At 34.4% G+C, this 24,326-nt stretch carries 32 protein-coding genes; 4 read left to right on the top strand and 28 right to left on the bottom strand.

Annotated features, from left to right (window positions below):
* Positions 1–57: 57 nt before the first annotated feature.
* The 18 genes from RTW14_RS06780 to RTW14_RS06695 all read right to left on the bottom strand — a co-directional run bounded on the left by RTW14_RS06780 (position 58) and on the right by RTW14_RS06695 (position 13,482).
* Positions 58–759 (bottom strand): DKNYY domain-containing protein, encoded by a 702-nt coding sequence (locus RTW14_RS06780; protein ID WP_312648949.1) that lies wholly within the window; start codon positions 757–759, stop codon positions 58–60.
* A gap of 90 nt (positions 760–849) precedes the next feature.
* Positions 850–1,509, bottom strand: coding sequence for a DUF3885 domain-containing protein (locus RTW14_RS06775; RefSeq protein ID WP_312648948.1), 660 nt, complete (start codon positions 1,507–1,509; stop codon positions 850–852).
* Between the two features lie 117 nt (positions 1,510–1,626).
* Positions 1,627–2,661: a DUF7662 domain-containing protein gene (locus tag RTW14_RS06770; protein WP_312648947.1), complete on the bottom strand. Its 1,035-nt coding sequence runs from the start codon at positions 2,659–2,661 to the stop codon at positions 1,627–1,629.
* Between the two features lie 39 nt (positions 2,662–2,700).
* A complete protein-coding gene (locus RTW14_RS06765) occupies positions 2,701–3,333 on the bottom strand; it encodes a uracil-DNA glycosylase family protein (RefSeq protein ID WP_312648946.1) in 633 nt (210 codons plus the stop codon).
* A 221-nt stretch (positions 3,334–3,554) separates the two neighbouring features.
* The gene (locus RTW14_RS06760; RefSeq protein WP_312648945.1) at positions 3,555–3,806 is read right to left on the bottom strand and encodes a CPCC family cysteine-rich protein; all 252 of its coding nucleotides are present in this window, start codon (positions 3,804–3,806) and stop codon (positions 3,555–3,557) included.
* Positions 3,807–3,954: 148 nt separating this feature from the next.
* Positions 3,955–4,746 (bottom strand): AAA domain-containing protein, encoded by a 792-nt coding sequence (locus tag RTW14_RS06755; protein ID WP_312648944.1) that lies wholly within the window; start codon positions 4,744–4,746, stop codon positions 3,955–3,957.
* Positions 4,743–5,210: a hypothetical protein gene (locus RTW14_RS06750; protein ID WP_312648943.1), complete on the bottom strand. Its 468-nt coding sequence runs from the start codon at positions 5,208–5,210 to the stop codon at positions 4,743–4,745. Before RTW14_RS06750 ends, RTW14_RS06755 begins: the two co-directional genes overlap by 4 nt.
* A gap of 323 nt (positions 5,211–5,533) precedes the next feature.
* Complete coding sequence (locus RTW14_RS06745; RefSeq protein WP_312648942.1) at positions 5,534–5,785, bottom strand: hypothetical protein; 252 nt, start codon at positions 5,783–5,785, stop codon at positions 5,534–5,536.
* Between the two features lie 57 nt (positions 5,786–5,842).
* Positions 5,843–6,367 (bottom strand): hypothetical protein, encoded by a 525-nt coding sequence (locus tag RTW14_RS06740; RefSeq protein ID WP_312648941.1) that lies wholly within the window; start codon positions 6,365–6,367, stop codon positions 5,843–5,845.
* Between the two features lie 246 nt (positions 6,368–6,613).
* A complete protein-coding gene (locus RTW14_RS06735) occupies positions 6,614–6,721 on the bottom strand; it encodes an MJ0042-type zinc finger domain-containing protein (protein ID WP_312648940.1) in 108 nt (35 codons plus the stop codon).
* Positions 6,722–7,003: 282 nt separating this feature from the next.
* Positions 7,004–7,204, bottom strand: coding sequence for a DUF3791 domain-containing protein (locus RTW14_RS06730; RefSeq protein WP_312648939.1), 201 nt, complete (start codon positions 7,202–7,204; stop codon positions 7,004–7,006).
* A gap of 9 nt (positions 7,205–7,213) precedes the next feature.
* The gene (locus RTW14_RS06725) at positions 7,214–7,450 is read right to left on the bottom strand and encodes a hypothetical protein (protein ID WP_312648938.1); all 237 of its coding nucleotides are present in this window, start codon (positions 7,448–7,450) and stop codon (positions 7,214–7,216) included.
* A 1-nt stretch (position 7,451) separates the two neighbouring features.
* Complete coding sequence (locus RTW14_RS06720) at positions 7,452–7,940, bottom strand: DUF3990 domain-containing protein (protein ID WP_312648937.1); 489 nt, start codon at positions 7,938–7,940, stop codon at positions 7,452–7,454.
* A 51-nt stretch (positions 7,941–7,991) separates the two neighbouring features.
* Positions 7,992–9,386, bottom strand: a complete 1,395-nt coding sequence (locus RTW14_RS06715) for an ATP-binding protein (protein WP_312648936.1) — start codon at positions 9,384–9,386, stop codon at positions 7,992–7,994.
* Between the two features lie 215 nt (positions 9,387–9,601).
* A complete protein-coding gene (arr, locus tag RTW14_RS18745) occupies positions 9,602–10,351 on the bottom strand; it encodes an NAD(+)--rifampin ADP-ribosyltransferase (protein WP_312648935.1) in 750 nt (249 codons plus the stop codon).
* Positions 10,352–10,482: 131 nt separating this feature from the next.
* On the bottom strand, positions 10,483–11,571 hold the full coding sequence (locus RTW14_RS06705; RefSeq protein ID WP_312648934.1) for a serine hydrolase domain-containing protein: 1,089 nt from the start codon (positions 11,569–11,571) through the stop codon (positions 10,483–10,485).
* A gap of 464 nt (positions 11,572–12,035) precedes the next feature.
* The gene (locus RTW14_RS06700) at positions 12,036–12,587 is read right to left on the bottom strand and encodes an NADPH-dependent FMN reductase (RefSeq protein ID WP_312648933.1); all 552 of its coding nucleotides are present in this window, start codon (positions 12,585–12,587) and stop codon (positions 12,036–12,038) included.
* Between the two features lie 16 nt (positions 12,588–12,603).
* Entirely contained in the window at positions 12,604–13,482 is an 879-nt protein-coding gene (locus RTW14_RS06695) for a pirin family protein (RefSeq protein WP_312648932.1), read from the bottom strand.
* Between the two features lie 371 nt (positions 13,483–13,853).
* On the opposite strand from RTW14_RS06695, the gene RTW14_RS06690 reads away from it, so the two are divergent.
* The 4 genes from RTW14_RS06690 to RTW14_RS06675 all read left to right on the top strand — a co-directional run bounded on the left by RTW14_RS06690 (position 13,854) and on the right by RTW14_RS06675 (position 16,445).
* Entirely contained in the window at positions 13,854–14,396 is a 543-nt protein-coding gene (locus RTW14_RS06690) for a hypothetical protein (RefSeq protein WP_312648931.1), read from the top strand.
* A gap of 170 nt (positions 14,397–14,566) precedes the next feature.
* Positions 14,567–14,770, top strand: a complete 204-nt coding sequence (locus tag RTW14_RS06685; protein WP_312648930.1) for a PLDc N-terminal domain-containing protein — start codon at positions 14,567–14,569, stop codon at positions 14,768–14,770.
* The gene (locus tag RTW14_RS06680) at positions 14,767–15,687 is read left to right on the top strand and encodes an ABC transporter ATP-binding protein (RefSeq protein ID WP_312648929.1); all 921 of its coding nucleotides are present in this window, start codon (positions 14,767–14,769) and stop codon (positions 15,685–15,687) included. Before RTW14_RS06685 ends, RTW14_RS06680 begins: the two co-directional genes overlap by 4 nt.
* Positions 15,684–16,445 carry an ABC transporter permease gene (locus RTW14_RS06675; RefSeq protein ID WP_312648928.1) on the top strand — a complete coding sequence of 254 codons (762 nt, stop codon included), beginning with the start codon at positions 15,684–15,686 and terminating at the stop codon, positions 16,443–16,445. Before RTW14_RS06680 ends, RTW14_RS06675 begins: the two co-directional genes overlap by 4 nt.
* Before the next feature lie 21 nt (positions 16,446–16,466).
* On the opposite strand, the gene RTW14_RS06670 is transcribed toward RTW14_RS06675, so the two are convergent.
* The 10 genes from RTW14_RS06670 to RTW14_RS06625 form a co-directional block, all read right to left on the bottom strand.
* Entirely contained in the window at positions 16,467–16,730 is a 264-nt protein-coding gene (locus RTW14_RS06670; RefSeq protein ID WP_312648927.1) for a hypothetical protein, read from the bottom strand.
* Entirely contained in the window at positions 16,727–17,980 is a 1,254-nt protein-coding gene (locus RTW14_RS06665; protein ID WP_312648926.1) for a DNA polymerase Y family protein, read from the bottom strand. The genes RTW14_RS06670 and RTW14_RS06665 overlap by 4 nt, the downstream gene beginning before the upstream one ends.
* Before the next feature lie 142 nt (positions 17,981–18,122).
* Positions 18,123–20,234: a stalk domain-containing protein gene (locus RTW14_RS06660; RefSeq protein WP_312648925.1), complete on the bottom strand. Its 2,112-nt coding sequence runs from the start codon at positions 20,232–20,234 to the stop codon at positions 18,123–18,125.
* A gap of 35 nt (positions 20,235–20,269) precedes the next feature.
* Complete coding sequence (locus RTW14_RS06655) at positions 20,270–20,710, bottom strand: DUF5071 domain-containing protein (RefSeq protein WP_312648924.1); 441 nt, start codon at positions 20,708–20,710, stop codon at positions 20,270–20,272.
* Positions 20,694–21,056 carry a hypothetical protein gene (locus RTW14_RS06650; protein ID WP_312648923.1) on the bottom strand — a complete coding sequence of 121 codons (363 nt, stop codon included), beginning with the start codon at positions 21,054–21,056 and terminating at the stop codon, positions 20,694–20,696. The genes RTW14_RS06655 and RTW14_RS06650 overlap by 17 nt, the downstream gene beginning before the upstream one ends.
* Before the next feature lie 37 nt (positions 21,057–21,093).
* Positions 21,094–21,411, bottom strand: a complete 318-nt coding sequence (locus RTW14_RS06645; protein ID WP_312648922.1) for a type II toxin-antitoxin system RelE family toxin — start codon at positions 21,409–21,411, stop codon at positions 21,094–21,096.
* On the bottom strand, positions 21,411–21,740 hold the full coding sequence (locus RTW14_RS06640) for a type II toxin-antitoxin system Phd/YefM family antitoxin (protein ID WP_312648921.1): 330 nt from the start codon (positions 21,738–21,740) through the stop codon (positions 21,411–21,413). Before RTW14_RS06640 ends, RTW14_RS06645 begins: the two co-directional genes overlap by 1 nt.
* A gap of 250 nt (positions 21,741–21,990) precedes the next feature.
* On the bottom strand, positions 21,991–22,527 hold the full coding sequence (locus RTW14_RS06635; protein WP_312648920.1) for an amidoligase family protein: 537 nt from the start codon (positions 22,525–22,527) through the stop codon (positions 21,991–21,993).
* Between the two features lie 171 nt (positions 22,528–22,698).
* The gene (locus RTW14_RS06630) at positions 22,699–23,205 is read right to left on the bottom strand and encodes a hypothetical protein (protein ID WP_312648919.1); all 507 of its coding nucleotides are present in this window, start codon (positions 23,203–23,205) and stop codon (positions 22,699–22,701) included.
* 277 nt (positions 23,206–23,482) lie between these two features.
* Positions 23,483–24,121 (bottom strand): hypothetical protein, encoded by a 639-nt coding sequence (locus RTW14_RS06625; protein WP_312648918.1) that lies wholly within the window; start codon positions 24,119–24,121, stop codon positions 23,483–23,485.
* Between the last annotated feature and the right edge of the window lie 205 nt (positions 24,122–24,326).

Below are 24,326 nucleotides of genomic sequence, written 5' to 3'. Positions count from 1 at the left end.
CGCTACTATCCATATGTTCATAATGTGTTAGCCTTTCTCTTTTGTTTATCTTGTGTTCTATCTTTTATCTTCTACTAATTTGTATCCCTCATAAGTAAGTTTATCAGTTTTGGCTTTTCCTTCTTCAGAGTAGAAGACTCTATCAGTAATAAAACCATAGATTCTATGATTATACTCATGCATATTACGCTCATACTCTGAATACTTATCTATGGAATCACATTCAGTGCCTAAGAAGCTACCGGCTGAAGACATTATTGCACAATCTGTAAACTCAAGGACTTCAAATTTATTAACATCATCTACAAATAACGGTAAGCACCCACAAAAAGCATCGTCTTTATCTTTTGAATACGGGAACTCTAAGACTTCAAAACTATTTGGATCAGCGTTTATTACCTTATATAAATAACTGCCATCACTTGCATAAACATATACATTATTCTTGTCCTTTGCATAACGATATCGGCCGTTGTTATTAATAATCTGAAAGCTATCTGGATCAGACCCTTCTATCTTTTCATATGTAAAATATACGCTTTGATCATCTCTTGCAAAATCAGGGTAGTTTAAAACCTTGAATTCATCTTTATTTACATTGATTGGCTCAACTCTTCTACCAACACCTTCGTCATAGGAGACATAATTCCATGTTGAATTTTCATATACATATCCTGGCTTGAATGTACTATATAGTAAATATAATATCATAACAACGCAACAAAAAACACATCCAACAGTTATAATTTTTTTCTTCATTAACCCTCCACGAATTCAAATTGGCTTGTCTATTATAAACATGATGGGAAGCTCAACTCCCCTGCAAATTGAAAATTGTATTGATAAAAACTACGTGCATTTATCGAATATCTTGCTTATTTGTTCTCTATCATAATCCAATATCCACGCATTATATTTCTCATAGATTGGACGCAACAATTCTTTATCAGCTGCAGCCAAGTCTGCACCTCTGTCATCGTAAAGATGAAACAGGACACAATCATCAGAATTAACAAAATATACGTTTGAAACCAACTCGGAAATACTGCCACCGATATCTCCAACAATAATTTCTTTTAACAATGGTTGGTAACAAAATGGCTCTTTGGCACTCCAATATGATTGTAATTGGTTTATGGAATCATATTCATTCTCCTGATGAAGAAAAACCATTTTCTGCTCATCAGGATGAGGTAATCCTAGACCAATCAATTTTTCTAATGTGTCTTCTTGTAAATCATATTCTTCATCAGGATATGTATCTATTCGTAGTATATTGGGGGGATGTGGAAGACTCAAATAGATACTTATTGCCCGGTTAACTGCGGCATTAACATATTCCAAATTATATAGATTTTTATCAGCAGGTAAATTATCAATGTAGACGCTCTCATCACCGCCGATTTCAAAACGAATACCAATTGGAGCATTATACAAAATCGGTTTATTTATCAACTGCATACCAATTTTGCGTACGGCATTAGAAAAACTTTCGTACAAGAAATTCATTTCTACTCACCTCCTCATTTAGAATTTATATAATTGACCTCCACTATAGCTTCATAAATACCTATGTACTATTATTTACTTCATAAACATAATGGGAAAGTATGTCTGCATATCATTTTACTCTTTTGGAGTAATTCCCATGTCGTAACCAAATTGCCAAAAACACATGTCAAGAACCTTCATTGGTGTATAATCTATGCATCCAATGCTAGCCCCCTTTCGAAGATCCTCAAACGCTTTTTCGTTTTTAACATAGTACTCTACCAACGAGGATAATGATCTCGCACTAAACCTTTGCATTGCAATGCCACTTAGAGACAATCCTTTCTTAAAGTAACGATCGTATGCCGGAACGCAGCCGATTGTCCCAAGCAGAATCTTGGTAACCAGTGTGTCAGTTGCAGTTTTTCCTTCTTTAAGTTCTTCGGTGATGGTTTCCAAACGGTATACTTCTGTAATATCATTGGCAAGTTTTTCTATCTTCTCAGTAACTTTGTTATTTAACATACTCTTGACATCAAGCTCGTACAGTTCAGCATATTCATCTGAAGTGAGCAATTCAACAATAGGCATATGTACCAAGTAGTCCTTCTGTAATAAGAATGCACCTCCACGTAACATTCCCCAGCTTGCAAGATACCATGCTAGATGCAAACACATGTGATCAAGTACATCTGGACTGTGGTTTTGCCTATTCTTTTGAAAGAACCCATAACAATGCTCCCATGACAAATAACGATCGTGCTTGTCTACGCTTAAATCCTTGAGATATGTCTGTCCTGCTCCAATCAATTGCTCACAGAAGACCTCTCCTTCTTTGTTCTCAGTATTGCATTTGAATATTTCTCTAGATGTTTTACTTGTGCAACCTTTGTTGCCACTCTTTTCAATAATTTGCTGTGCTTTTTCCTTATTGCGAACAAAAATTACATAGCGCTCATGCATATTGTACTGTGAAACAACCCTGTATGATTGTAACCAATGGAAAGCATAATGTTGATTTCCGTTATTCCAAAATGTAGAACTATGCCTAAATACCACTTCTGGTAACTCAAATCCCAATATTTCCTCAATCTCATCAAATGTCAGCTTACAGATATCATCCGGACAATTTCTCAAATACTGCGTCAATGCTGCATATTTTGTAGGCATCACTTTTCCCTTTCTTACCGTTATCTATATTCAACAGGTTTATAATATTCCTCTTTCAGACCCTATGACCGCATCTTTTAGCATCATTATTTCTGCATCATTTCCCACACAATCTTTGTATTTGCATCTTTTTATATTTAAATGCCTCATGGATGGATGGTTAATTGCTAAACATGTACAACTATGTTCGCCAAATATAACGTTATATTTTAAGGCGTTTTCTTCTAATCTAAGTGCTTTAAAATGAGACCAGTTTTCTAACCCCTTATTAGCTGCACTCGATAAGAGCTCTGCTGCAAATTTGCCTAGAGTAATTATTAGTCTAGGTTTTATAATTTCAATTTGATATTTTAGGTATTCAATATTTCTCTTTTTAAACTCTTGATCTTTTAATCCAGGAAATTTACCTGTCATTGAATCTGTTTTTCTTAATCCCATAAATACATTAGAAAAAAAGCAATTTTGCATATTAATACTAGCTTCATTAAATAGTTTAATTAAATTCTTCCATGTTGGTGAATCCGTATCTTTCTTCCTTTTATTTAAAAAATCATAGTAATATTTCTCTGTAGAAAAATCTTGCCCTAATACGAGAATTTTAGGGAATACATCCGTTTTATCATATAACCATAAACCTCTGCCCCCCGGATAAAATGCCGTTTCATTTATCATTTTTATTACTGGGGCTACAGTATCAGGAAAATATTACTAAATAATACTTCAGGCAATTTATCTCTGCTTAAAATTGTTTTCATTTTTATATACCTTTATTAATATTTTTTTATATACAACTTTTCTATTTTTTAGTTGCATCAGTTAAACGTAATAATGAGAAAGTTAAAACTAATTAGGAAATTGAAATTTGGCAAGCTTGGTTTTTTAATTAATCGTATTTAATCAATCCCAGACAACTCTTCTTTGGTTGGTTTCCTTACGTGACAAAGCATTGTGCTCTCACATGCACCAAATTCTATAAAGTTAAATTTTGCTTGTAACAAACTAACATGATTGGCACCATCTTTATAAGTTGGGGCGTTAAGTTGAATCGGGTCATCTTCCCAGAAACAAACTTCACAAATATCATAGCTGCCATTCGGCTTTTCATCAAAAGTGTAATATCCACAACAAGGACACTTATATTTCATTTACTCTCTCCTACAAAATTATTGACTGATTCGAGATGTATATTATCTAATCATTTTAAATTTATTACTTTTCTTGTATCACCCAAGAATTCTTTTTTATCAAATTAAACAGCATGGGAAGTTAACTTTTTACCAAGTAAATATATTGTCATTTCGGCGAAACACGTTTTAAATGCTTGCACGCAATGCTCACATTAGGGACTTTTACCCACTGGTCATAATCCCCTATAATACATATTCGGTATTTCGCTCGTGAAACGGCAACATTGATAATATTAGGTTTTTGACCCACCCATTTTGCTGCACCACTACCAATAGCTGAGTCACAGCCTAATACAAGAATAACTTCTTTTGCTTCTTTTCCTTGGAAAGTATGAATGGTTCCGCAATGAGTGTTTACCCATTCTTTTTTTACTGTTTCATAAATGTCTGATTTATGTTTACTAATAACCGAAAGGACTCTGCCCCTTATCTCATAAGCCACTTTCTTGAATGGTGAAATAATATATATGTCAGGTAAATCTTCCGAAGATTCCAAAGCCTTTTCAAAGAGCAAAACAGCTGCTTCATTCTGTTCATTTACATTTTGATCGCCTTTCCCTCTCATTTTGCCTTTTACATCTAACCAAAATGATTCATCTATCGATAAGCCGGATTCAGATTCTGGTTTTATTGTTTTTTGAAACATCCTGCTGTTATAAGCAACTTCATTTGAGATTTCAAACATTGGATTTAAGCACCTGCGATGTAAAACAAGAGGACATCCTAACCATAATTGTTGACCTTCAAGTGTTCTAAACCCACCATAACGATTTAAATTATCACCTATCATTTGCACAGACAATTCAGGAATCCGGTAATTTAAATCGATATTATTTTTATCAGCAAACCTTATTTGAAGTTCAAATTTGTTGGCGGGTATGCTGTAAGTTTTTATCAAAGCTCGTGCACAATATGCGGTAAATAATCTATTCCTTTAAATTCTTTCACAACAATAGATTTGATTGTCTTTTTAATTTGAGGCTGAACATAAGTGATACACATCTGCCAACTGCCACCAATGCTCTTGCAGTCATCTTCAATCAAAACATCTGGGCGAACCACCTCAATAATATCCTTATACTTTTGTCCCTTTTCCCTATAATAAAGCTTTGATCCAACAAATCCATATTTTACGAGCAATGCCGCTATTTCTTCTGCCTGTTTTCCTCTGCGTGAAGTGCAGTAGATTATATCCGCCCCTTGCTGTTGCCAACCTTTAATAATGTCAACTGCCATTCCGATGGGTATATAGCCATTATGGTTGTATAGGTAAAGCCATGCTTTGGGTTTTAAAATTGTACCCTCAGCAAAAATCATTACTTTTTTCATTCCGACAGAATCGGATATTTTAACATAAGCCAAATTTTATCCTTTCAATTACGTAGTGTAAACATCACTAAAATCTCATCCATCTTGGTAAAATGAACCGCATTATGCTCATTCTAAAAAGTGGATTACTCACTAAATTGGAATTTATCTTTGGAATATTCCGCTACAAGAATCCTTTACTTCTCTTCAGTATACCTTTATTAGCTGTTTATTAGCGTGTTATAAACATAATGGAAAGTTCACTGTTTGTTTCATTCTTTTTTCAATTAATATATTTTATAAGTTAATCTACAATTCTATAATCATACCTGTCTGTTAATACGTTTAATGGCACTGCATTAATCCAAACATTAGTATCATCTAAAAAGTACATTAATCAATGAATCTAGAGATTCCGGTGGTATTAAAGTAATACCGAAATATGCCAACCCTTTACCTGGAACATCAATCGTGTGCCAATAAAAATCAATATGTAAGAGTTCCGTCAAGAGTGGCTCTATGAAATCATCATTAATAGAAATACAGTTATATTTTTCTGGCTCATATCTATCAAATCGTACTCCCTTTATAGGTTTGCTTTGCATAATTCCAAATTCGTGTCTGGGCATTTTATATTACCTCCATGAGAATTGATTGCTATACGAAAAACTTTGATTTTATTCAAGTCACTTTTTTATTCGAAATTCATTTATTCTATCAATACCATTTGAAGAATATTCATTTGTTTTTTCACATATATTTTTTAATTCTGTTGATGGATAAAAAAGGTTATCACCATCATTAAAATTCCACCATAATTCACAAATTTTTTTTAAATTATTTTCATGAAACTCAGCCTCTTCTTCGGGTAATTCACCTCCTATCAAAAAACCCATATACTGATAAAAATATGAAATATCAATATATTCCAGCCTTTTTAGTTGACTATATGAATAAGTACTTGCTGAGTAATCCAAAATTCCACTTTTGCTACTTTCTTTTAATATATCTTTCAATTCATCTAAACTTATATTATTCTGTTTCGACAATTCATAGTCAAGAGAAATAATTTCATTCCTAAAATTATATAAAGTATGTTTAGCAGTAGTTTTTATAATATTATTAGTCTGCATACTATATTGAGTAAATATTGCTATTATAATAATTAATCCAAATATTATAATACTTTTGATTTTTTCTTTTGTAATCATTCAATTTTCCTTCCAAAAAATCTTTTATCTGACTAAAATTCATATAATTAGACCTGTTCTTAAATTCTTCCATATTATAAGTATACTTCCATTATTCTACTTTTTCCCCTCTTGTCCTTTTCTCTTTTTCGACACATTTCGACATGCTATGTCGTTCCCTCAATTGAAAAGTACTGTTTTAAAACACATAATTATAAATTACATATTTTAAAGCAGTACTTTCATCCACTTTGCCAAATAATTTTTCTACAGCTTTACCATTTCCCCGCAGTGTGGGCATTTCACATAGCCATTTTCCACAGCAGAATTCAAGTCCATAACAAAATACCTCATGCAATGTGTACACTTAATCATTTCCTATTTCCTCCATCCATAAATTCACATAGGACAGTATACTCCAATATTTTTTTCATAAAAAGACTTGACTTCAAAACATTACAAAAATAAAAATCCCAGACTGCAATCTGAGATTTAATTTATTCTTTGATTATTTATTCAAGAGCCATTCAATTAAGTTTATTTGCCGTATTCCTTCATAATTTACACCTACACCTATTTCATCTAAATTCAGTAGTATTTTAGGATAGTCATTGGGTATTCATTCGTAATGGTTCCAATTCTCGTGCCAATGTTTTTTTAGCTTCTAACTTGAATAAACTGGTTAATATCTTTAATTAAATAGTCTTCACCAGTTGAATGTAGCACATCATAATGTTTCTGTAAATAATCAAAAACACCATACTTTTGAAACAATCTAAATGTTTCTCTGCCTTTCATATTGTTAGCTTGTTTGTAATTTTCTAAACAAAAAATCTTAAATTCTAACTGTGCATTCATTTCAATCACCTACACTTCCGGATATATTATTTTACCAGTTGTTTTTTCTTGCATAAATAATTCAAAAAGTTTTTCTGTGCTGTACTGCCAAACTTTTGTACTTTCTTTTTCAAGATTTGCATATAGCTTTGATTCATATAAATCCATAATAGCATCTTGCTCATCAAGTTTTAATTCTGATGCTATTTTATCAACTAATGGAGTACAAACATATGGAAATATAGCATCAAATTGTTTTTTATCCATATTAAGCTTCCTCTTCCTCAATCTCTATAAAATCACAGAATGTTAAAGCACTTTCTGTATGAAATAAAATCTGATTAAATAACTGCTGTATTTTGAGTCGTTTAATCGTTTCATCTATATTTAAAATCCCTGCTTCAAACAATTTTACAGTTGCATAGACGTTATCATCTGCTACTGGACCTATTACAATATCATATTCTTGATTAAAATCCTTATTAGTTCTGTTTTCCAAAACAAAATCCAACCACTTTTCATCAGGTTCGCTAAATTCTAATATAATTAGGTCCTTCTTTGCCTTATCATAATTAAATTTGTATTTGGATAAAATAATTCTATCAGAACCATTCCTATCACTTACTTTTTTTGCCCAACGTAGCGCTTGTTCACGATTTGAAGTTGTATAAAAACCTATTCCAAAATCAAGGAGTCTATTGCTCTCTAGAATTTTAGGTTCTTTTACAACTATATCGCTTCCATGATAAATTATCAATACAGTACCCCCTAGGTATTTATAATGTTTATATTATATCACCTTTCTTATTTATTTCCACTTCATATCTTCAAAGTTAATCAACATTACATCTTCCATACTATTTGCCAATTCTATGCAGCCTTTAGTAAACCCACTTCTAGAAAATAGTATCAATACATTTTTATTATAATGAAACAACGTGCTCTGGTGCTGTAATTCTTTCAACTCAGCTTCACCAACTGCTTCATTTGTCCATTTACACTCTGCAAAAATTGCTTCATTATCATCATTGTCTGCCATGATATCTATTTCGGTTTCAGAATGTCTTGTTTTATCATTACCCCACCAGCGTCCCATGTCAGTAAAATCTATTGGTAATCTTCCTTCTAGATTTTCCTGCCATAGATACTGCTTGCAGATTTCTTCAAATACAAATCCCATATAGGCTGTAACCTGTTTTTCCACCCTCTTATAAACTTTATCCTTAGCGCCCTGCTGAATAAGTGCAAGATTCGAAGGAACAAATCTATACCAAAATTGAAACATACTATCTGCAAGTTTATAAATTGTTTTTTTAGACCTCTCGGACTTATATGGAAACTCTTTAACAATAATTCCAAGTGACATCAACTTTGTAATATAGTTACTTGCTGCACTGGTATCGTTTAGTCCTGAGCTCTGCGAGATTTCTCCCATTTTGCTGGAACCTGTAGCAATTGATTTGATGATTGCATTGTATTGCATTGGTTCACGACATTCCTGCTTAATTAAATTTGATGGTTCCTCAAACAAGTACGCTGATATATCAAAGAAATTATCCTTGATATTATCTTCCATTGACTTTTTATCATCTATCTTTGACATATATAAAGGGATTCCACCTGTAACACCATACGCTAAAGCTAAATCCTGCATGTTAAAATTACTATAATACTTGGTGCATTCTGAAAAAGTAAACGGTTTAATCTTCATCTGAGCTGTGCGCCTACCATACAACGGACTTTGATATCCAAGCACCTGATTTTCCATAAAAGATAGAGATGAGCCGCAGAGTATTAAATATAACTTGGAGTTTAAAAATTTATGATCAATAAATTTAGCAAGCAAAGATGATATTCCATTATAACAATTTGCAAGATATGGATATTCATCAATAACCAATATAATTCTTTCATCCTTTGCCATTCTATAAACTTGTTCAAGTGCATCATTAAAATCTTTAAATACAGAGTTGGTTTCTGTCCCAGTCAAAGCCGACATAATACTACTGCTGAACAGTTCTAAATTCTGTTTTTCATTAGACTCTAAACCAGAATAAAAGATAGCTTTCTTATCTTTTATAAACTCGTTAATCAAAGTTGTCTTGCCAACACGTCTTCTTCCATAAAGGACAACAAATTCAAAGGTATTTTTGTCATATAATTTATTTAAAGTCTCTAATTCATTCTCTCTTCCAATAAACATTTTTACACCTCTTACTTGATAACAATAAGGTTAATCGTAATTAAGTTATTTACAATTAACCTTATTATTATACATATAATGTCCAAAGTCAATGAATATCTTTAAATCCTTTGCCAAAGACTTGACTTCAAAACAATGCCCTCACGCCTGCCGTGCTAAATTAAAAATAGCAACCGATTATAGTTGCTATTTTCCCCCAGCCATACTTAACATATTCAGTTGATAATTTCGCCCTTGTTTTTTGCTAAATTTTCACGCCATTTGCTTAGTTCCATAGTTGTCAGTTTTGTCCAATCTGTTTCCTCACCAATAATTCTTAAAGGTTCTTTTGAGCGATAAGAACGTGTTAAGTTACCTGGAAATTTTTTGTCAGTAACATTAGGGTCGTTTTCAAATTCACCTGTTGGTTCAATTATATAAACGCGTTCCCTTCCTTCCCCTTTTGCTAATGCCGCTGCAAGTCCGGCGCCATTGGTATTAGCAGTGAAATAAATGTGATTCATTTGAAGTTCAGGCTTGTAATTTGAAATTTCACCCGCTGTCAGTAAATCACCAACCTTTAAATCTGCCTTAGTACCATGATAAAATGGTCCTTTATCAGAAGGTTCACCCTTATATAATTCAGATAATTCATAATTTCTTTTTGCATTATCTAAGTCATGCAGCTCCTCATAGCATTTGGAAATGTTTACATATAACGTGGAGTATGCACTCTTTACATTATCATCATTTATATTTAGCGCACACTGTAAAGATATTTCCATCCATTTCAATTTGTCTGTAATATCCTTTTGTTGACTAGCTAAATGATAAGCTGCAATAAATTTTTCATAGTCATCTGTTGCTTCATCCCATGCTTTATGAAACATCATGTTTGCTTCTTCTACGTTCCCACTATCTTCTAAACTCATCCCCATTACACAGAGTTTAATAACAATGTTATTAGGATCAAATTTTATATTCATCTAATCTTACCTCCAAATTAATTAGTCACATATTAGTATACTTGCATATGCCAAGTATTATAAGTCTATATTCTCCACTTTCCTTGTGTTATAATTAAAATGGAGAGAGATTATACCCTCTCTACTGCAAATTATATTATTGAAGCAGCCAGCTTTTTGGCGTCTTCTAATATACCCCAACGCTTATCATAATTAGTAAGAATAATTACACACCCTTTTTCATCTGGAAGGCGAAGAAACATGTTGTAGAATCCAATTGTTCCTCCCGGTGTGAAGTTCGTCTTATGTCCATACAATTCCTCCATATACCACCCACAGCTATAATAGGATCCACTATAGTCTTCCTCACTAATTCCCTTGTTAGTTTTCATAGCTTCTTTCATAGTTTCAGCGCTCACTAATTCATTATTTTCTAACGCCTTGTTCCAGAGATACAAGTCCCGAACATTTGAATATATGCCACCGTCTCCCAATACTGCACTGTAGGCATACTGATCTTCTACAACAAATTTATCATTCTTTAAAACTGAACCATACGCCCTTTCAGGCACTGAGTTATACCCCTCAACATAAGCTACTGTATTATCCATTCGAAGCGGCTTAAATATATTTTCAGCCATAAAATCCTGATATTTCATTCCGGAGATTTTCTCAATAACCAATGCAAGTATTGCAAAATTAGTGTCGTTATCACCATCAACCCTGAATCCTGGCTGAAATAAAAGTTTATCATTCTTTTTTATCAACTCATAAACATCTTCATCATGAAGAGTCGTTCCATTTTTCGGCCATAAACTTTCATATTTAGGTAGCCCTGATGAATTTTGAAGCAAATTTCGTATTGTAACTTTTTTTGCATACTCAGGAAAATCAGTGAGCACTTTATTAACCGGCCAATCTAAGTCAATAAGATCTTTTTCTTTAAGTATTAATATACCCATACTGGTAAAGGTTTTGGTTATACAGCCAAGTCGATAGTTCGTTGCTGGGGTAGCTTTTTCCCCAGTTTCAACATTCCTCAATCCATATGACTTTTCAAAAACTTCACCATCCTTCGCTACTAATACAGAGACAGAAGGCATTCCCTCGCTATTACATGTTTTGTACATTTCATCTGCAATTTCTTCTGGACTTTTTGGTCTAGATGAGCATCCATAAAATAAAGCTGCAATAATGGCTGCACAAATAAGGAACAACACAATTTTCTTGATTTTAAACATACTAAAATCTCCTCCTTAGTATTATAACTTTTGCTTTTTATTCTATATTACTTTAATCAAGTTAAAATTATTATAAGATGCTTAATTCCAACTACTTGGTTAATGTGTATAATTCAGTTATTGCTTGCAAAAATTAAAAATTTGTTCTTCAATACTTACTTATTATAAGTATACTTCCATTATTCTACTTTTTCCCCTTTTGTCCTTTTCTCTTTTCCGACATAGTTTGACATGCTATGTCATTTTCCCAAATTAAAAAGCACTGCTTTAAAACACATAATTATAAATTACATATTTTAAAGCAGTACTTTCATCCACTTTGCCAATTAATTTTCTACAGCTTAATCATTTCCTATTTCCTCCATCCATAAATTCACATAGGACAGTATCCTCCAATATTTTTTTTATAAAAAGACTTGACTTAAAAACATAAAAAAATCTCAGACCGTAATCTGAGATTTTGCTTATATATTTTTTACATTTTGAATAAGAGCTTTTAATAATCCCTCAATAGAGCTCTTCGTTCTTTCGTCTATCAAATTGCCGGCCTCATCAAACTTCGTATTTGCGTTGGCAATAAAGACTTCAGGTTTATTCAAAGGGATCATATTTAGTGAAACACATACCTGCCGCAAATGATACTGAACTCTGGCACCGCCAAGCATACTTGGAGAAGCACTCATTATTGCAAGTGGTTTTCCGTACAAAGGCAATAAGTCTCCCCTTGACGCCCAGTCCAGCGCATTCTTCAAAACGGGAGGAATTGAGAAATTATATTCGGGTGTCGAAATCAGTATAGCATCCGCTTCAGACAATTTCTTCTTAAATTCAGCTACTGAAGCCGGCAGACCTTGTGCTTCAATGTCTTCGTTTAAGAAAGGTATATCGGCCAGATCAATAATATCCAATACTACATTCTCCGGAAGCAGCATTTGAGCAGCTCTCAATGCTGCTTTATTATATGAATTGCTTCTCAAGCTGCCTGTAAATCCAACAAGCCTTATTACTTTATCCATAATTAATCTAATCTCCTTATAATTCTTTTGTAATATGTTTTTTTATAAAAGTATTGTTATTCAACTCTCTAAACGCTGAATCTAGTTCTTCTTTAGTATTCATAACGATTGGACCGCCCCAGGCAATTGGTTCTCTTAATGGTTTAGCAGATAAAAGGATAAAACGCACACCCTGATCTGCTGCCTTAATCCAAAACTTATCGTCATGACTGAACAACACAGCTTGTTTTTCATCAACTAAATCTTGCGGGTTATCGATGCTCTTATCTGGGTCAAATATTGCTTCTCCCGTAAAAATATAGACAAATAAAGTATTTTCAGCGTCATTGATAAAATGCCATTCCTGATTAGCCTGTAATTCAACATCCAGATAGGTTGCTTTAATGTATTTACCCTCAAAAGCACCTTTATGACCTTGATACTCTCCGGCAAGCACATGAACCTTTGCTCCATTTTCATTAATCACCGGTACATTTTCTGCCTTTATATCTCCATAACCTGGTTCCGTCATTTTGTCTTTGGCCGGCAGGTTCAACCACAATTGAGCGCCTAACATACGTCTACTTGCTTTTGGCATTTCCTGATGGATAATACCGGAACCAGCCGTCATCCACTGGCATTCTCCATCTAGAATGCTTCCGCTGTTACCAAGACTATCTCCGTGCTCGATATCCCCATAGATCAAATAGGTTATTGTTTCAATTCCTCTATGTGGATGCCAGGGAAAACCTTTTGTATAGTCTTCAGACTTTTCTGAATCAAAAGCATCTAACATTAGAAACGGATCATAATCCTTTGTATCCTGATGCCCTATGACACGAACCAGCTTAACACCTGCGCCATCAACAGCTGGTTCACCTTTTGTGATTTTTATTACTTTTCTCAATGTATTCATGTCATTCTCCTTTCGGTGCATAATACACATTAGTTATTTTCACATCAAACATGCAATTGAACTCATTATTGCATTATCTATTTAACCAAATCCATCCTTTCCCCTCACTACATCTTTTTTTATATATACCACTCTATTCTACTAATAAACATTTATACAAATTTCTACATCGAAGCGCAACCATCTGAAATCAGTATTGAGACGCTTTCAGATATATACAGCATGCATAACCTCCAATCAACTTGGTTCTAAGCCTTGAACATTTTAAAAATATATGCTGTGCTATTTAAAATAGTAACCAATGCACATAATTATTTGACTTTCTATTATCAAAATGATAATATTTTCATAGGCTGTTAGGAGGGAATGTTATGGAACAAAAAGTTATGGATTGCTTTACACACCCAATAAAATGCAAACTGTTATTAGAGCTATATTCTTCTGGAAAAGCAACGGCTAAACAACTTGCAGAAATATATAACGATATTCCACAGGCAACCCTATACCGCTACTTGAAACGTATGACAAATGACGGTATTTTAAAAGTAGTCGAAGAAAATCAAGTAAGAGGAACAATCGAAAAAACCTATGCGGTTGCCATTGATTTAGACTCCAATGAGCAGGAGCTAATTGGTGCAAACGCAGGTGATGCTTATATGCAAATGTTTATGCAGTATGTCTTTGGCTTTATTAAACGGTTTCAAGTGTATTGCAAGAATCCAAATATAGATATTTTAAAAGACAAGTCGGGTTTTTCTCTTGCGCCGATTTATGCAACTGATGAAGAATTGGCATCAGCAATGGAGGAATACATGAAAATCATTCAGCCTCTTTATAAGAATAGGCCTACGCCGGATAGAAAATCACGAACTTTGGGCTTGATTATTTCACCACCAGAAAATTACAACAAATAAGTTTTTTAAAGCTCCTTTATTATCCTTTCAGTAAAGGAGCTTTTTCTTGACATTATATTATCATTATGATAATATAATCAAAATGATAACTTTTGAATTGTTCCGATAGCGCTGACAGTTATTATACCCTCAATTTTTTAACACTATAAAATCGTGAGGAGGTTTGTTTGATGAAAATACTATTAGATAATTTACCAATCTTAATTCCGCTTATTGGTGTCCAAGTCGCTTTTGGCTTAATTGCTCTCATTCATGTATTGAGGCACCCGAATTACCGTTTTGGAAATACAATAATGTGGGCTTTCATCGTAATGCTCGTTAATATTTTCGGCCCAATTATCTATTTTGTCTTTGGAAGGGGGGAAGATCAATGAAAGATGTACTTTCCATAAAGGGATTATCAAAAAGTTTTGGTACTCAAAAAGTCATAGTTAATCTTGACCTTTCTGTACCGGAAGGTACTGTTCTGGGATTTATCGGGCAAAATGGCGCGGGTAAAACAACAACCATGAAAATGGCGTTGGGATTACTGGAAGCTGATCGTGGAGAGATTATAGTTTGTGGTGAAACCGTGAGTTACGGACAGACAAAAACCAATAATCATATTGGGTATTTGCCTGATGTCCCCGAATTTTATAATTATATGAAACCACTTGAATACCTTGCGCTTTGCGGAGAAATTGCAGGGCTGTCCAAATCGGAAGCCAATGTCCGAATCGATGAACTTTTATCCCTTGTGGGGCTTAATGGTGTAAAAAAACGCATCGGCGGCTTTTCCCGTGGCATGAAACAACGGCTTGGAATTGCGCAAGCCTTGTTGTCACGCCCCAAGCTACTTATTTGTGATGAACCCACAAGCGCCCTCGATCCTGTCGGTCGAAAAGAAATACTTGATATTCTTCAAAAAATCAAAGGTACAACCACCGTAATTTTTTCAACGCATATTTTATCTGATGTAGAGCGCATTTGTGACCGTGTCGCAGTGCTGCACAATGGTAGCATCGCTATCAGTGGGACACTTTCCGAGATTAAAACCATGCACGGTAGAGACCGCCTTTTGCTAGAATTTTCCCAAAAGTCAGAAGTTAGTCAGTTTAAGGCTTGTGCTACAATAAATCCACTGCTTCCTCATGCGGAAGAAAGTGGGACAGAAATCATTTTGCAGGGTAAGGATATCGTCCATATTCAACGTGCCGTTATTTCTGCACTTGCAGAAACTGGATTGTGTCCAACAAAAATGGAAATTATGGAGTCGTCCCTTGAAAACCTGTTCTTGGAGGTGGTAATGTGAGAGGATTTATTGCATTTATAAAAAAGGAACTTATAGAAAATACTCGGAACTACAGACTACTTATTATGCTCGCCATTTTCTTAATCTTTGGTTTGATGAGTCCATTGCTGGCAAAATTCACACCCCAGCTTATGGAAGCCCTTATGCCGAATCTTGCAGAAGCATTTGAAAACCCCACTGCATTAGATTCGTGGACGCAGTTCTACAAAAATGTTTCGTCACTTGGTCTTAGCTTGACAATTATCCTTTTTAGCAGTTGTTTGTCAGGCGAATATGCCAAAGGTACGCTTACCATCATGTTGACAAAAGGATTGTCACGTCCCGCTGTAGTTCTGTCAAAGTTTTCGGCTGCTGCGGTCATTTTAACCGTTAGCTATTGGCTGTCTTTTGGTGTTACCTACGGCTATACAGACTATCTTTGGCCGGCCGCTTCACTTCCGCATGTCTTTTTTGCAGCGTTTGCCCTGTGGATTGCAGGATTACTATATTTGTGTATCCTTATGCTCGGTTGTGTATTGTTCAGGCAGGCCTTTACCAGTATTCTCTTTTTGCTGGTAATAAGTGTGATTATGGGATTAGTGGAACAGATAGAGCAAACTGCAGGATATAGCCCGGTTATTTTAGTATCAAAAAATATTGATTTGCTTTCCGGAACGGTGACAGCTTCCTATTTCATAATACCACTTATTGTTTCGGTCTTTATGTCGGCTGCATTATTGATGATGTCTATAGTCGTATTCAATAAAAAGCAGTTATAGCAAATAGTTAACTTCAAAACATTACATTTTGTACAGCTCCCATCTGTATTCCCCTACTATATATTTCAACTCATATCTTTTTTCCTGATCTCCGATTATACTTTGGCAGCTATAAATAAATGACCTCACTCCTGCCATTCTGCTTTCCTCGGTATATAAAATCTTATCTATTTTAACTTCCTGCTTGATGCCTCTCTGGTCTACATACTTAAATCGGTAAGGCATCGGCTTTTCATTCCCTTTAAATAGGACCAGGGTATCTATAGGCTCTGCCAGTATCTTCACAATTGATAGCCTCCCATCATTAGATAATTTCCGTCATTTACGCCACCCTGCAAGGGTTCTACATCGTTATTTACAAACGTTGCCCGTACAACAGCCCTCTCCCCAAACCTTTTACGGATATCGTCTATGGTATATTCCAGGGTGCTATTTCTTTCATAATCATCTACTTTATGATCTAGAAAAGAAAGCTGCTGATTATGATTTTTTCCAAAGTTCGATACAGATACTCCTATCTGTCTTATAGCCTCACCTTTCCAGCATTCATTAAATAATAAGCACGAATAACCATATATATCGGTTGCTGAATCCATAAAATTTTGCAGCTGAACCTGATGGCTGTATCTGACAAATGTATTTGTTTTAAGCGAAATACTAACAAGTGATGCTTTCATGCCCAGCCTTCTTAGTCTCATGGCGGTTCTTTCACATAACGATAAAATGACCATATAAACTTCTTCCTTGGTATTTACATCATAGGCAATCGTTGTGCTGTTACCTACGCCTTTCTGTATGATTTCGGCGTTTTGTATCACTGGAGAGTAATCAATTCCATTTGCATAATTCCATACCAGTTCTCCATGAGATTTCAAAAGTGCCTTCATGTGGAGAACATCTGCTTTTGCCAAGTCTCCAATCGTATTTATATTAATCTTTCGTAATTTTTTTGCTGTGGCCCTTCCTACCATAAAAAGCTCGTCTACAGGCAGCGGCCACATTTTATCTTTGATTTCATCTGGAAATAAGGTATGGACCTTATTGGGTTTTTGCAGCTCTGAGGCCATCTTCGCCAGGAGTTTGTTGCAGGACACTCCTATATTCACGGTAAACCCCAATTCCTGTTTTATTCGATTTTTTATCTTATGCGCAGTCTCTACAGGATCTCCAAAATATTTTTCACTGCAGGTAAAATCCATGAAGCACTCATCAATGCTGTAACGCTGAATTACAGGGCTATATTCAGATAATATATCAAACATTGCATTGCTGCATAAAAGATACAAATCATAATCTGGAGGATAGATCAGAAGTTCCCGACATTTCTGCCTTGCCTCAAACAAGCTTTCCCCTGTTTTAATTTCATATTTCTTTGCAGGGATGGATTTAGTTAATATAATTCCATGACGATTTTCAGGATTTCCAGCTATAACTGCAGGTACTGTTCTAATATCAATTTGATACCCCTTTTCAAGAAGATCTACAGCGGTCCAGCTTAAGTAAGCTGAATTGGCATCGATGTGCATAATGACCATATTATTGCCTCCATCCTTATAAACGTTTGTTCTTCGTCATTATATAGAACTAATGTTCTCGATGCAATAAAAAAATAAAGGGAAATTCACTTGAATTTTCCTTTATTTCTAGCACATGAATGCTTCCTCAGATTATTTTACCTTATTTATTTAGCGCTGAGGTTATATTAACCGTCTTTGAGTTTTTATCCCAATTAACTTCACACCCTAGGCTCTCACTTACAAATCGTACTGGTACCATTGTTCTTCCGTTTATGGAACACGCCGGAGCATCTAAGGCAATATTTTCCCCGTTAACGGTCGCTTGTTTGCTATCCAGTTTAAGACTGATTTCTGTATTTCCTTTCTTTGCAATGACTGTACGCGTATTCCCGTCCCAGGTTACTTCAGCCCCCAGCGTTTCAAAAATCGTCCTAAGTGGGACCATTGTTCGTCCTTCTTTTAGAACAGGTGCTACGTCAAAAACAAGAGGGGAATCATTTACAATTACCTTGACAATATGTTTGGGTACCAAAGTAATAATTGCGCCAGAGGAGTCCGTTGCTATATATCGGTATCCATTCCATGAAATGCGATCCAAGTAAAGACCTGTCTTGATCGTGCCCCAATTCTTCGCATCTGTTGAAGTCAAAATATCCCCACAATCATGTACTACTTTATATTCATAACCATTCCATACGATATCAGAAAGGTTATAATCCAGATAATTTAATTCTCCGTCCCAATTCACTCCATCAGTTGATCTCAGGACGGTTTTCTCATAACCAACGATGACAAATTGCTGTCCATTCCATACAACACCATTTAAGTCACACCTTGTTTTCCATGTTTGAGAAGACCAGTTGATACCGTCTTTTGAGTTTAAAATAGTTCCAAACATGCCGACAGCAACAAATTTTTTACCATTCCATGCAATATCATTGATTGAATCTTCAGTTTTTGAATCCTGCTTATCCCATTTGGCTCCATCCTGTGATGTTAATATTGCTCCGTCCCAACCAACAAGTACAAACATATTATTGGCCCATATGAGTTCTTGCGTGAAATGTACGTCAATTATAGCGATTTGCTTCCACGTGATGCCGTCATTGGAAGAAAGGACTATATGGTCCCCTACCGCGATAAACCTTTTCCCATCCCAAACAACACAGGTCAGTGCATCACTTACGCCTGAATCTCTCTCAACCCAAGATACTCCATCTTTTGATGTCATTATCAGCCCGTCTGAGCCAACAATTACGAATTGTTTACCATTCCATACAATATCTAAAAATCCTGTATATGTTCCTTCCTGAGTTCTGTCGATCCACTGATTACCATCCTGAGAAGATACAATGGTTTCACCTCGCCCGACGGCAATAAATTGGTTTTGTCCGAAGGCTACGCCATCCAGTTCTTCGTTTACACCTGAGTCAGCACCACTCCAGTTTATAGCATCTTTAGACTTTAATATGGTACCTTCATCACCTAGCACAATAAATTGATTTCCGTCCCAGTAAACAGCCGTCAGATAGCTTGTTACATTGGGATTACTACGTATCCAGCTCACCCCATCATTTGAAATCAAGATATTCCCTTGGTCTCCCACCGCTGCAAATTGTTTCCCGTTGAACTCAATATCTTCCAAATACTGTTCGCTGTTCGTCTCTTTCTTGTCCCACGATTTGCCGTTCTTTGAAGTATATACATCGCCTTCCCATCCAACTGCAACAAATTGATTGTATCCGTATGTAACTCCCTTTAGGCATTGCTCAAGCTTCTGTGTTGATACCGTCCACCTCTCTCCATCCGAAGATGTTAATGAAATTCCTGAAGGTAATTGTGCTTCAATATAGTCACCCCCAACAATAACATATTGACTGCCGTCCCAAGTAACTTCTTCTAAAGAATAATCTGTTCCTGAGTTTATTTTGCCCCATGAAATCCCATCTTTTGAGGTTAAAATAATTCCATCATCACCTAGGCATATGTATTGTCCACCTATCCATTTTACTGAATTTAAATAACTAGTGGTTCCAGAATCTCTAGGTGTCCATTCCTTACCGTCTTTGGAAGTTTTAATTATGCCATCACTACCAACTACAACAAATAGGCCATTATTATATGCGATATCACTTAGATTATATGTCTGCATAATTGTTGACCACTTCTCTCCATCACTGGCATATGCAGTTAGTTGAAACGTGCTGCTAAGGATGATTGTGGAAATTAGAAAGCTAAAATAAAAAATCCTTTTAATTTTTTTAAATATCATTTTTCCCTCCGATAATTTGTAGTCTATATTATTTTTCAAATATTAACCATCTTATATAACTCTAGGTTAGTAAAATCTGTTGGGGCAACTCTTAACCTATTAATCACAAGCTCCTTAAGTCCCATAAGCCACATTTCATCATCTTCCTGTAATGCTTTTTTTAAAGCATTCTCAATATATGGGATCAATATGGGAATATCTATAGCTTGAAGTGTTTCTAATGCTGTCCATGCACCTGGCCAATTCATATCTTGTAGCCACTCAATCAATCCAGGAATTGCTGATTTATTCCTTGGATAACCAATTTGTTTCAATACCAAAGCAGCGTTATCCCAATGATTCTTATCCTTTGGCTGAATTAGCTTGAATATGTCCTTCTCATCAATTTCTATTAATTCTTTTACAGCTTTTTGTTGTATATTAGTATCTTTATCCCAGCTTAACTTTTGAAGCAATGTATCAATATCTTGTTTCATTTATAATATCTCCCGTTTGCTCTTGGCCTATTTTTGATACTCTAAAGCTTTTTCCTATACGTTCATCATAGATTATGACAGGTTCAAAAGCATCATCATCAGGGAAGCCCTTCTCCGCTTCCATAAGTGTAATAAGTGTTAAACCAATATTTTTAGCTGTTTTTGTCCTCATATGCCATCTTGTCTCTGCACATTCTGCATCTACATATTCCTTACCACAGATTGTAGCTACTAACTCTCTGATTTCATCTGCAGCATAAAGTTCCTTTGGCATCTCTAAAGAAATAACATATTTCTGCTTGATTTCTTCTATATCTTTTATTTCTTCACCTACTAAATTTAGCATTTTTCTACCTCCAATAACCTAAAGGTTTATCCTATTTTTATTTAATTCTTTCATACGCCATCTTGTACACTTCTTCATCCGTTCTGACTGAAACTATTACGATACGCATAATACCATCTTTTCTTTCTATACCATACACAATTCGTAAACCTAATTTCAGCAGCTTTATCTTCATATAACCAGCTAAATTACTTGTTAAATGATTACCTAAAGGTTTACCATATCCACCCTCAGAATTTGGAAGTGGATTATATGATACTTTATTAATAGCTTTAATAACCTGCTTTCTTTGAGTCCCATCAAGAGCCTTAATATCCTCTTTTGCTTCCCTTGTGTATTCTATAGTCCATTCCATTATTCAATCTCCACTTCAACCCCATCTAAATCAGCTTCTGTAATTCCTAATTCGTCCATAACCTGTTCTTCTGAAAGTAATCCATCCTTTGATACATTTTTCATTCTTTCTTCCGCTTCAAAATATAAAGCATAGTCCTCCAGTGCTTCCACCATAGCTTCATATTTCTCAGGATTAATTAAAACACATGAAGGAGAATTGTTTTTTATAACTAGCTTGACGCCTTCCTCTTTCACTTCTTCAAATATTTTATTTGCCTCTCCTTTATTAAAACGTGTAATAGGAACCAGCGTATTCATAACGTCATTTATTGATAATGTATCTTTCATAAAAAATACCTGCCTTTCATTCAATCTATATTTTTATATTATTCTTATTATATATATATGTCAATGAATTTATCAATCAATTTATAAATGAATTTACTAATATAGTTTAGAATATTCTCTGATTTCTATTATAAAATTAATTTACCTATGCGCCCACCTATTTCTCACCATTACCGCTAAAAGGTGTTCTTTATCCTCTTTCCTAGAACAGACTGTATCAAGAACGTTCATAATAGAGTTATCTTACTGATTATTTTACATTTGACTGGATAACGGCAGGAGTTAAAGTCCCATTAAAGGTCCTGAATTCTATAGTTTCCTTTGAAGCAAATGGCAGTAAATTTATACTTCTATACTTATCTTCGCCAATATTTCCAATGATACTTTGAAAAGTATGTATATCCGCTTCATCGGGCATCCTTGCTACCAGTCCAGTATGGCTTTGAGCTCTCGCAGATTGTGTATAGTGACTATCGTGTACACCTCTAAAAACACCTTGTTCTCCTCCGGCAATTTTATGAAATACATCTTCAAACCCACTACTCATTTTAAAAAATCTTCTCCAACGCTGTCTTTTACCAGCTAAAGCATTTTCAACTCCTATGTGGATGTGGCCTCCCGTATCAAAGTTTACCTGTGCACCTTGCCATTTTGCAACTTCACAAACAGTTTCAAGTGTCCTCCATGTTTCAGGGGGATCAGTTAATATTGGAGATATAAGTTCTCCGCCTCTATTGCCTGCTGTTACTGACCCATAATCTCTGTTTAATCCTCTAATAATGCACAAATATGCTAATTTATCATTTTATAGAGAAAAAACTCAGACTGGTGTCAATATAGTAGAAAGTCCAACAAAGTACAAAATGTTTTATTTAATTATTATAATAATAAAAAAACTGTCTTAAGCTTATATTTTTAATATACATCACTCAAAACAGTTTTTAATTTACTCTTCTAATTATAAATCATAAACTTTTTTTAAAAGATTCTTAATATCCTGAAAATTTAATGAAATATAAAGATACAAGTAAAGAAGTATTCCTATCATACCTATGCTATACCATTTTAGTTGAATAAAAAATCCAAATATGCATAATATAAACTGCAATATTAGTAAGATTGTTTCATCTTTTAGCACAACTTGATCGGCTTTATAACTGATATAAAAATGCTCAATCAACCAAGACAAAACTAATTTATCTTTTGCCACAGTTTCTCCTAAATTAAAACGTATGATAAAAAACTCTATCAGCTTCACTGCCAAACAAATTGCAAAAGGAACCGACAGAGAAGCTAAAAGTGTATTGTTTTCCTTTAACACACTACCAAACTCCCAAGGTTTCTCTTCATTGAAATATTTTGAAATAAGCACCATATTGTATATTATAGCTGACACTCCCCAAATCCATACTAATTTACTTATCATTTTTTTGTTTTTTTGGCTTGTGAAACGAATTTTTCTCATCCCATATCCTCACTTTTTCTTTTTATCTGAACTCTTAATGTATTTCTAAATTACAATATTAAACCTCCAAACCTTTTAAAAAATTATTGTACTGTTTAGCCTAAATCAACGTACAATTTACAATAAGCTAGAGAATACTCCCCTTCCTTGGAAGTATTTTCTAGCTTTATCCAATATGCAGCTTTGATACCTATCATGCTTCAAAACTTCAATGCTAAAATTAAGTTAATTTATTTAAGTTTTTTCTTCAGTTTTTCTTTATGATTATTACACTATATCAAGCAGCGTCTACTGCCTTTTTTTGACGGTATGTAAAAGGTCCTCCTAGTTTATGATTTTTTTCACTCACCGTTTCATAGACGTTCTCAATTTTTTTCACATAATTAAATTGAGTATCGGTTTTTGTCCATAACTCACCTTTTATATATATAAAGGAAGCCCCATATGTAGTAACTGCACCTGCAATTGCAATTGCTTGGCCTAAAGCTATGCCACCGCTTGTTAGTGTTAATATAAGCGATGCTGTGCCTGCTACATAACCCAAATCTATCTGATAACTACCTTGATAAGAATATCCTTCTGAATCTATTTTCCTCGTTAATCTTTTATTTGATTTTTCTATGTTTTTTGATGAGATTTCTTTATTTTCAAGTAAGTCAAATAATTTTCCATTAATTTTATCATACTTCATATGTCCAACTAGATTGTTCTGACTATCATACATTTTAGTTTCGGTTAATGTTTTACATTCTTGTTTTTCGATGGTATATTCTTCACCATTTGCAATAAAAGAATCTGCGCTAGTCTGAATAACTTGATTATTTTGACTCCTGTTTCCTGCAAAAGTTATTGCTGTTGAGAAAAGCAGACAAAGAATTAAAGTGAACGAAATCATAATGTATTTTCTTTTTTTCATAGTGTACCTTCTTTCTCGTTTTCCATAAAAAAATAGATTAATTTAAGAATTAAGCTTAAATTTTCATATTATTACAATAATTTGTGCCTTTCTACTCCCCCATTAGGCATCCCCCCTGACCTTGTAATAATTATACCTTACTATTTATATTTTTAACTATTTACTATTTTCTATTTTTTTCTATTAATCGACATTTTATCTCTTT

Origin of the sequence: Aminipila sp. (assembly GCF_032051575.1) — a bacterium.
Lineage (GTDB): Bacteria > Bacillota > Clostridia > Peptostreptococcales > Anaerovoracaceae > Aminipila.
The sequence above is the reverse complement of the archived record's forward strand: the minus strand, read 5'-3'. Positions and strand labels throughout refer to the sequence as shown.

Excerpts from the sequence above, each read along its gene's own strand:
- RTW14_RS06640 (WP_312648921.1), bottom strand. The coding sequence starts at position 21,740 with ATGAAAGATACATTATCAATAAATGACGTTATGAATACGCTGGTTCCT.
- RTW14_RS06770 (WP_312648947.1), bottom strand. The coding sequence starts at position 2,661 with ATGCCTACAAAATATGCAGCATTGACGCAGTATTTGAGAAATTGTCCG.
- RTW14_RS06735 (WP_312648940.1), bottom strand. The coding sequence starts at position 6,721 with ATGATTAAGTGTACACATTGCATGAGGTATTTTGTTATGGACTTGAAT.
- RTW14_RS06760 (WP_312648945.1), bottom strand. The coding sequence starts at position 3,806 with ATGAAATATAAGTGTCCTTGTTGTGGATATTACACTTTTGATGAAAAG.
- RTW14_RS06695 (WP_312648932.1), bottom strand. The coding sequence starts at position 13,482 with ATGAATACATTGAGAAAAGTAATAAAAATCACAAAAGGTGAACCAGCT.
- RTW14_RS06630 (WP_312648919.1), bottom strand. The coding sequence starts at position 23,205 with ATGAGAAAAATTCGTTTCACAAGCCAAAAAAACAAAAAAATGATAAGT.
- RTW14_RS06705 (WP_312648934.1), bottom strand. The coding sequence starts at position 11,571 with ATGTTTAAAATCAAGAAAATTGTGTTGTTCCTTATTTGTGCAGCCATT.
- RTW14_RS06715 (WP_312648936.1), bottom strand. The coding sequence starts at position 9,386 with ATGTTTATTGGAAGAGAGAATGAATTAGAGACTTTAAATAAATTATAT.
- RTW14_RS06665 (WP_312648926.1), bottom strand. The coding sequence starts at position 17,980 with ATGGTCATTATGCACATCGATGCCAATTCAGCTTACTTAAGCTGGACC.
- RTW14_RS06725 (WP_312648938.1), bottom strand. The coding sequence starts at position 7,450 with ATGGATAAAAAACAATTTGATGCTATATTTCCATATGTTTGTACTCCA.
- RTW14_RS06730 (WP_312648939.1), bottom strand. The coding sequence starts at position 7,204 with ATGAATGCACAGTTAGAATTTAAGATTTTTTGTTTAGAAAATTACAAA.
- RTW14_RS06765 (WP_312648946.1), bottom strand. The coding sequence starts at position 3,333 with ATGATAAATGAAACGGCATTTTATCCGGGGGGCAGAGGTTTATGGTTA.
- RTW14_RS06655 (WP_312648924.1), bottom strand. The coding sequence starts at position 20,710 with ATGAAACAAGATATTGATACATTGCTTCAAAAGTTAAGCTGGGATAAA.
- RTW14_RS06740 (WP_312648941.1), bottom strand. The coding sequence starts at position 6,367 with ATGATTACAAAAGAAAAAATCAAAAGTATTATAATATTTGGATTAATT.
- RTW14_RS06650 (WP_312648923.1), bottom strand. The coding sequence starts at position 21,056 with ATGCTAAATTTAGTAGGTGAAGAAATAAAAGATATAGAAGAAATCAAG.
- RTW14_RS06625 (WP_312648918.1), bottom strand. The coding sequence starts at position 24,121 with ATGAAAAAAAGAAAATACATTATGATTTCGTTCACTTTAATTCTTTGT.
- arr (WP_312648935.1), bottom strand. The coding sequence starts at position 10,351 with ATGAATATAAAATTTGATCCTAATAACATTGTTATTAAACTCTGTGTA.
- RTW14_RS06745 (WP_312648942.1), bottom strand. The coding sequence starts at position 5,785 with ATGCCCAGACACGAATTTGGAATTATGCAAAGCAAACCTATAAAGGGA.
- RTW14_RS06780 (WP_312648949.1), bottom strand. The coding sequence starts at position 759 with ATGAAGAAAAAAATTATAACTGTTGGATGTGTTTTTTGTTGCGTTGTT.
- RTW14_RS06685 (WP_312648930.1), top strand. The coding sequence starts at position 14,567 with ATGAAAATACTATTAGATAATTTACCAATCTTAATTCCGCTTATTGGT.
- RTW14_RS06645 (WP_312648922.1), bottom strand. The coding sequence starts at position 21,411 with ATGGAATGGACTATAGAATACACAAGGGAAGCAAAAGAGGATATTAAG.
- RTW14_RS06660 (WP_312648925.1), bottom strand. The coding sequence starts at position 20,234 with ATGATATTTAAAAAAATTAAAAGGATTTTTTATTTTAGCTTTCTAATT.
- RTW14_RS06680 (WP_312648929.1), top strand. The coding sequence starts at position 14,767 with ATGAAAGATGTACTTTCCATAAAGGGATTATCAAAAAGTTTTGGTACT.
- RTW14_RS06700 (WP_312648933.1), bottom strand. The coding sequence starts at position 12,587 with ATGGATAAAGTAATAAGGCTTGTTGGATTTACAGGCAGCTTGAGAAGC.
- RTW14_RS06690 (WP_312648931.1), top strand. The coding sequence starts at position 13,854 with ATGGAACAAAAAGTTATGGATTGCTTTACACACCCAATAAAATGCAAA.
- RTW14_RS06775 (WP_312648948.1), bottom strand. The coding sequence starts at position 1,509 with ATGAATTTCTTGTACGAAAGTTTTTCTAATGCCGTACGCAAAATTGGT.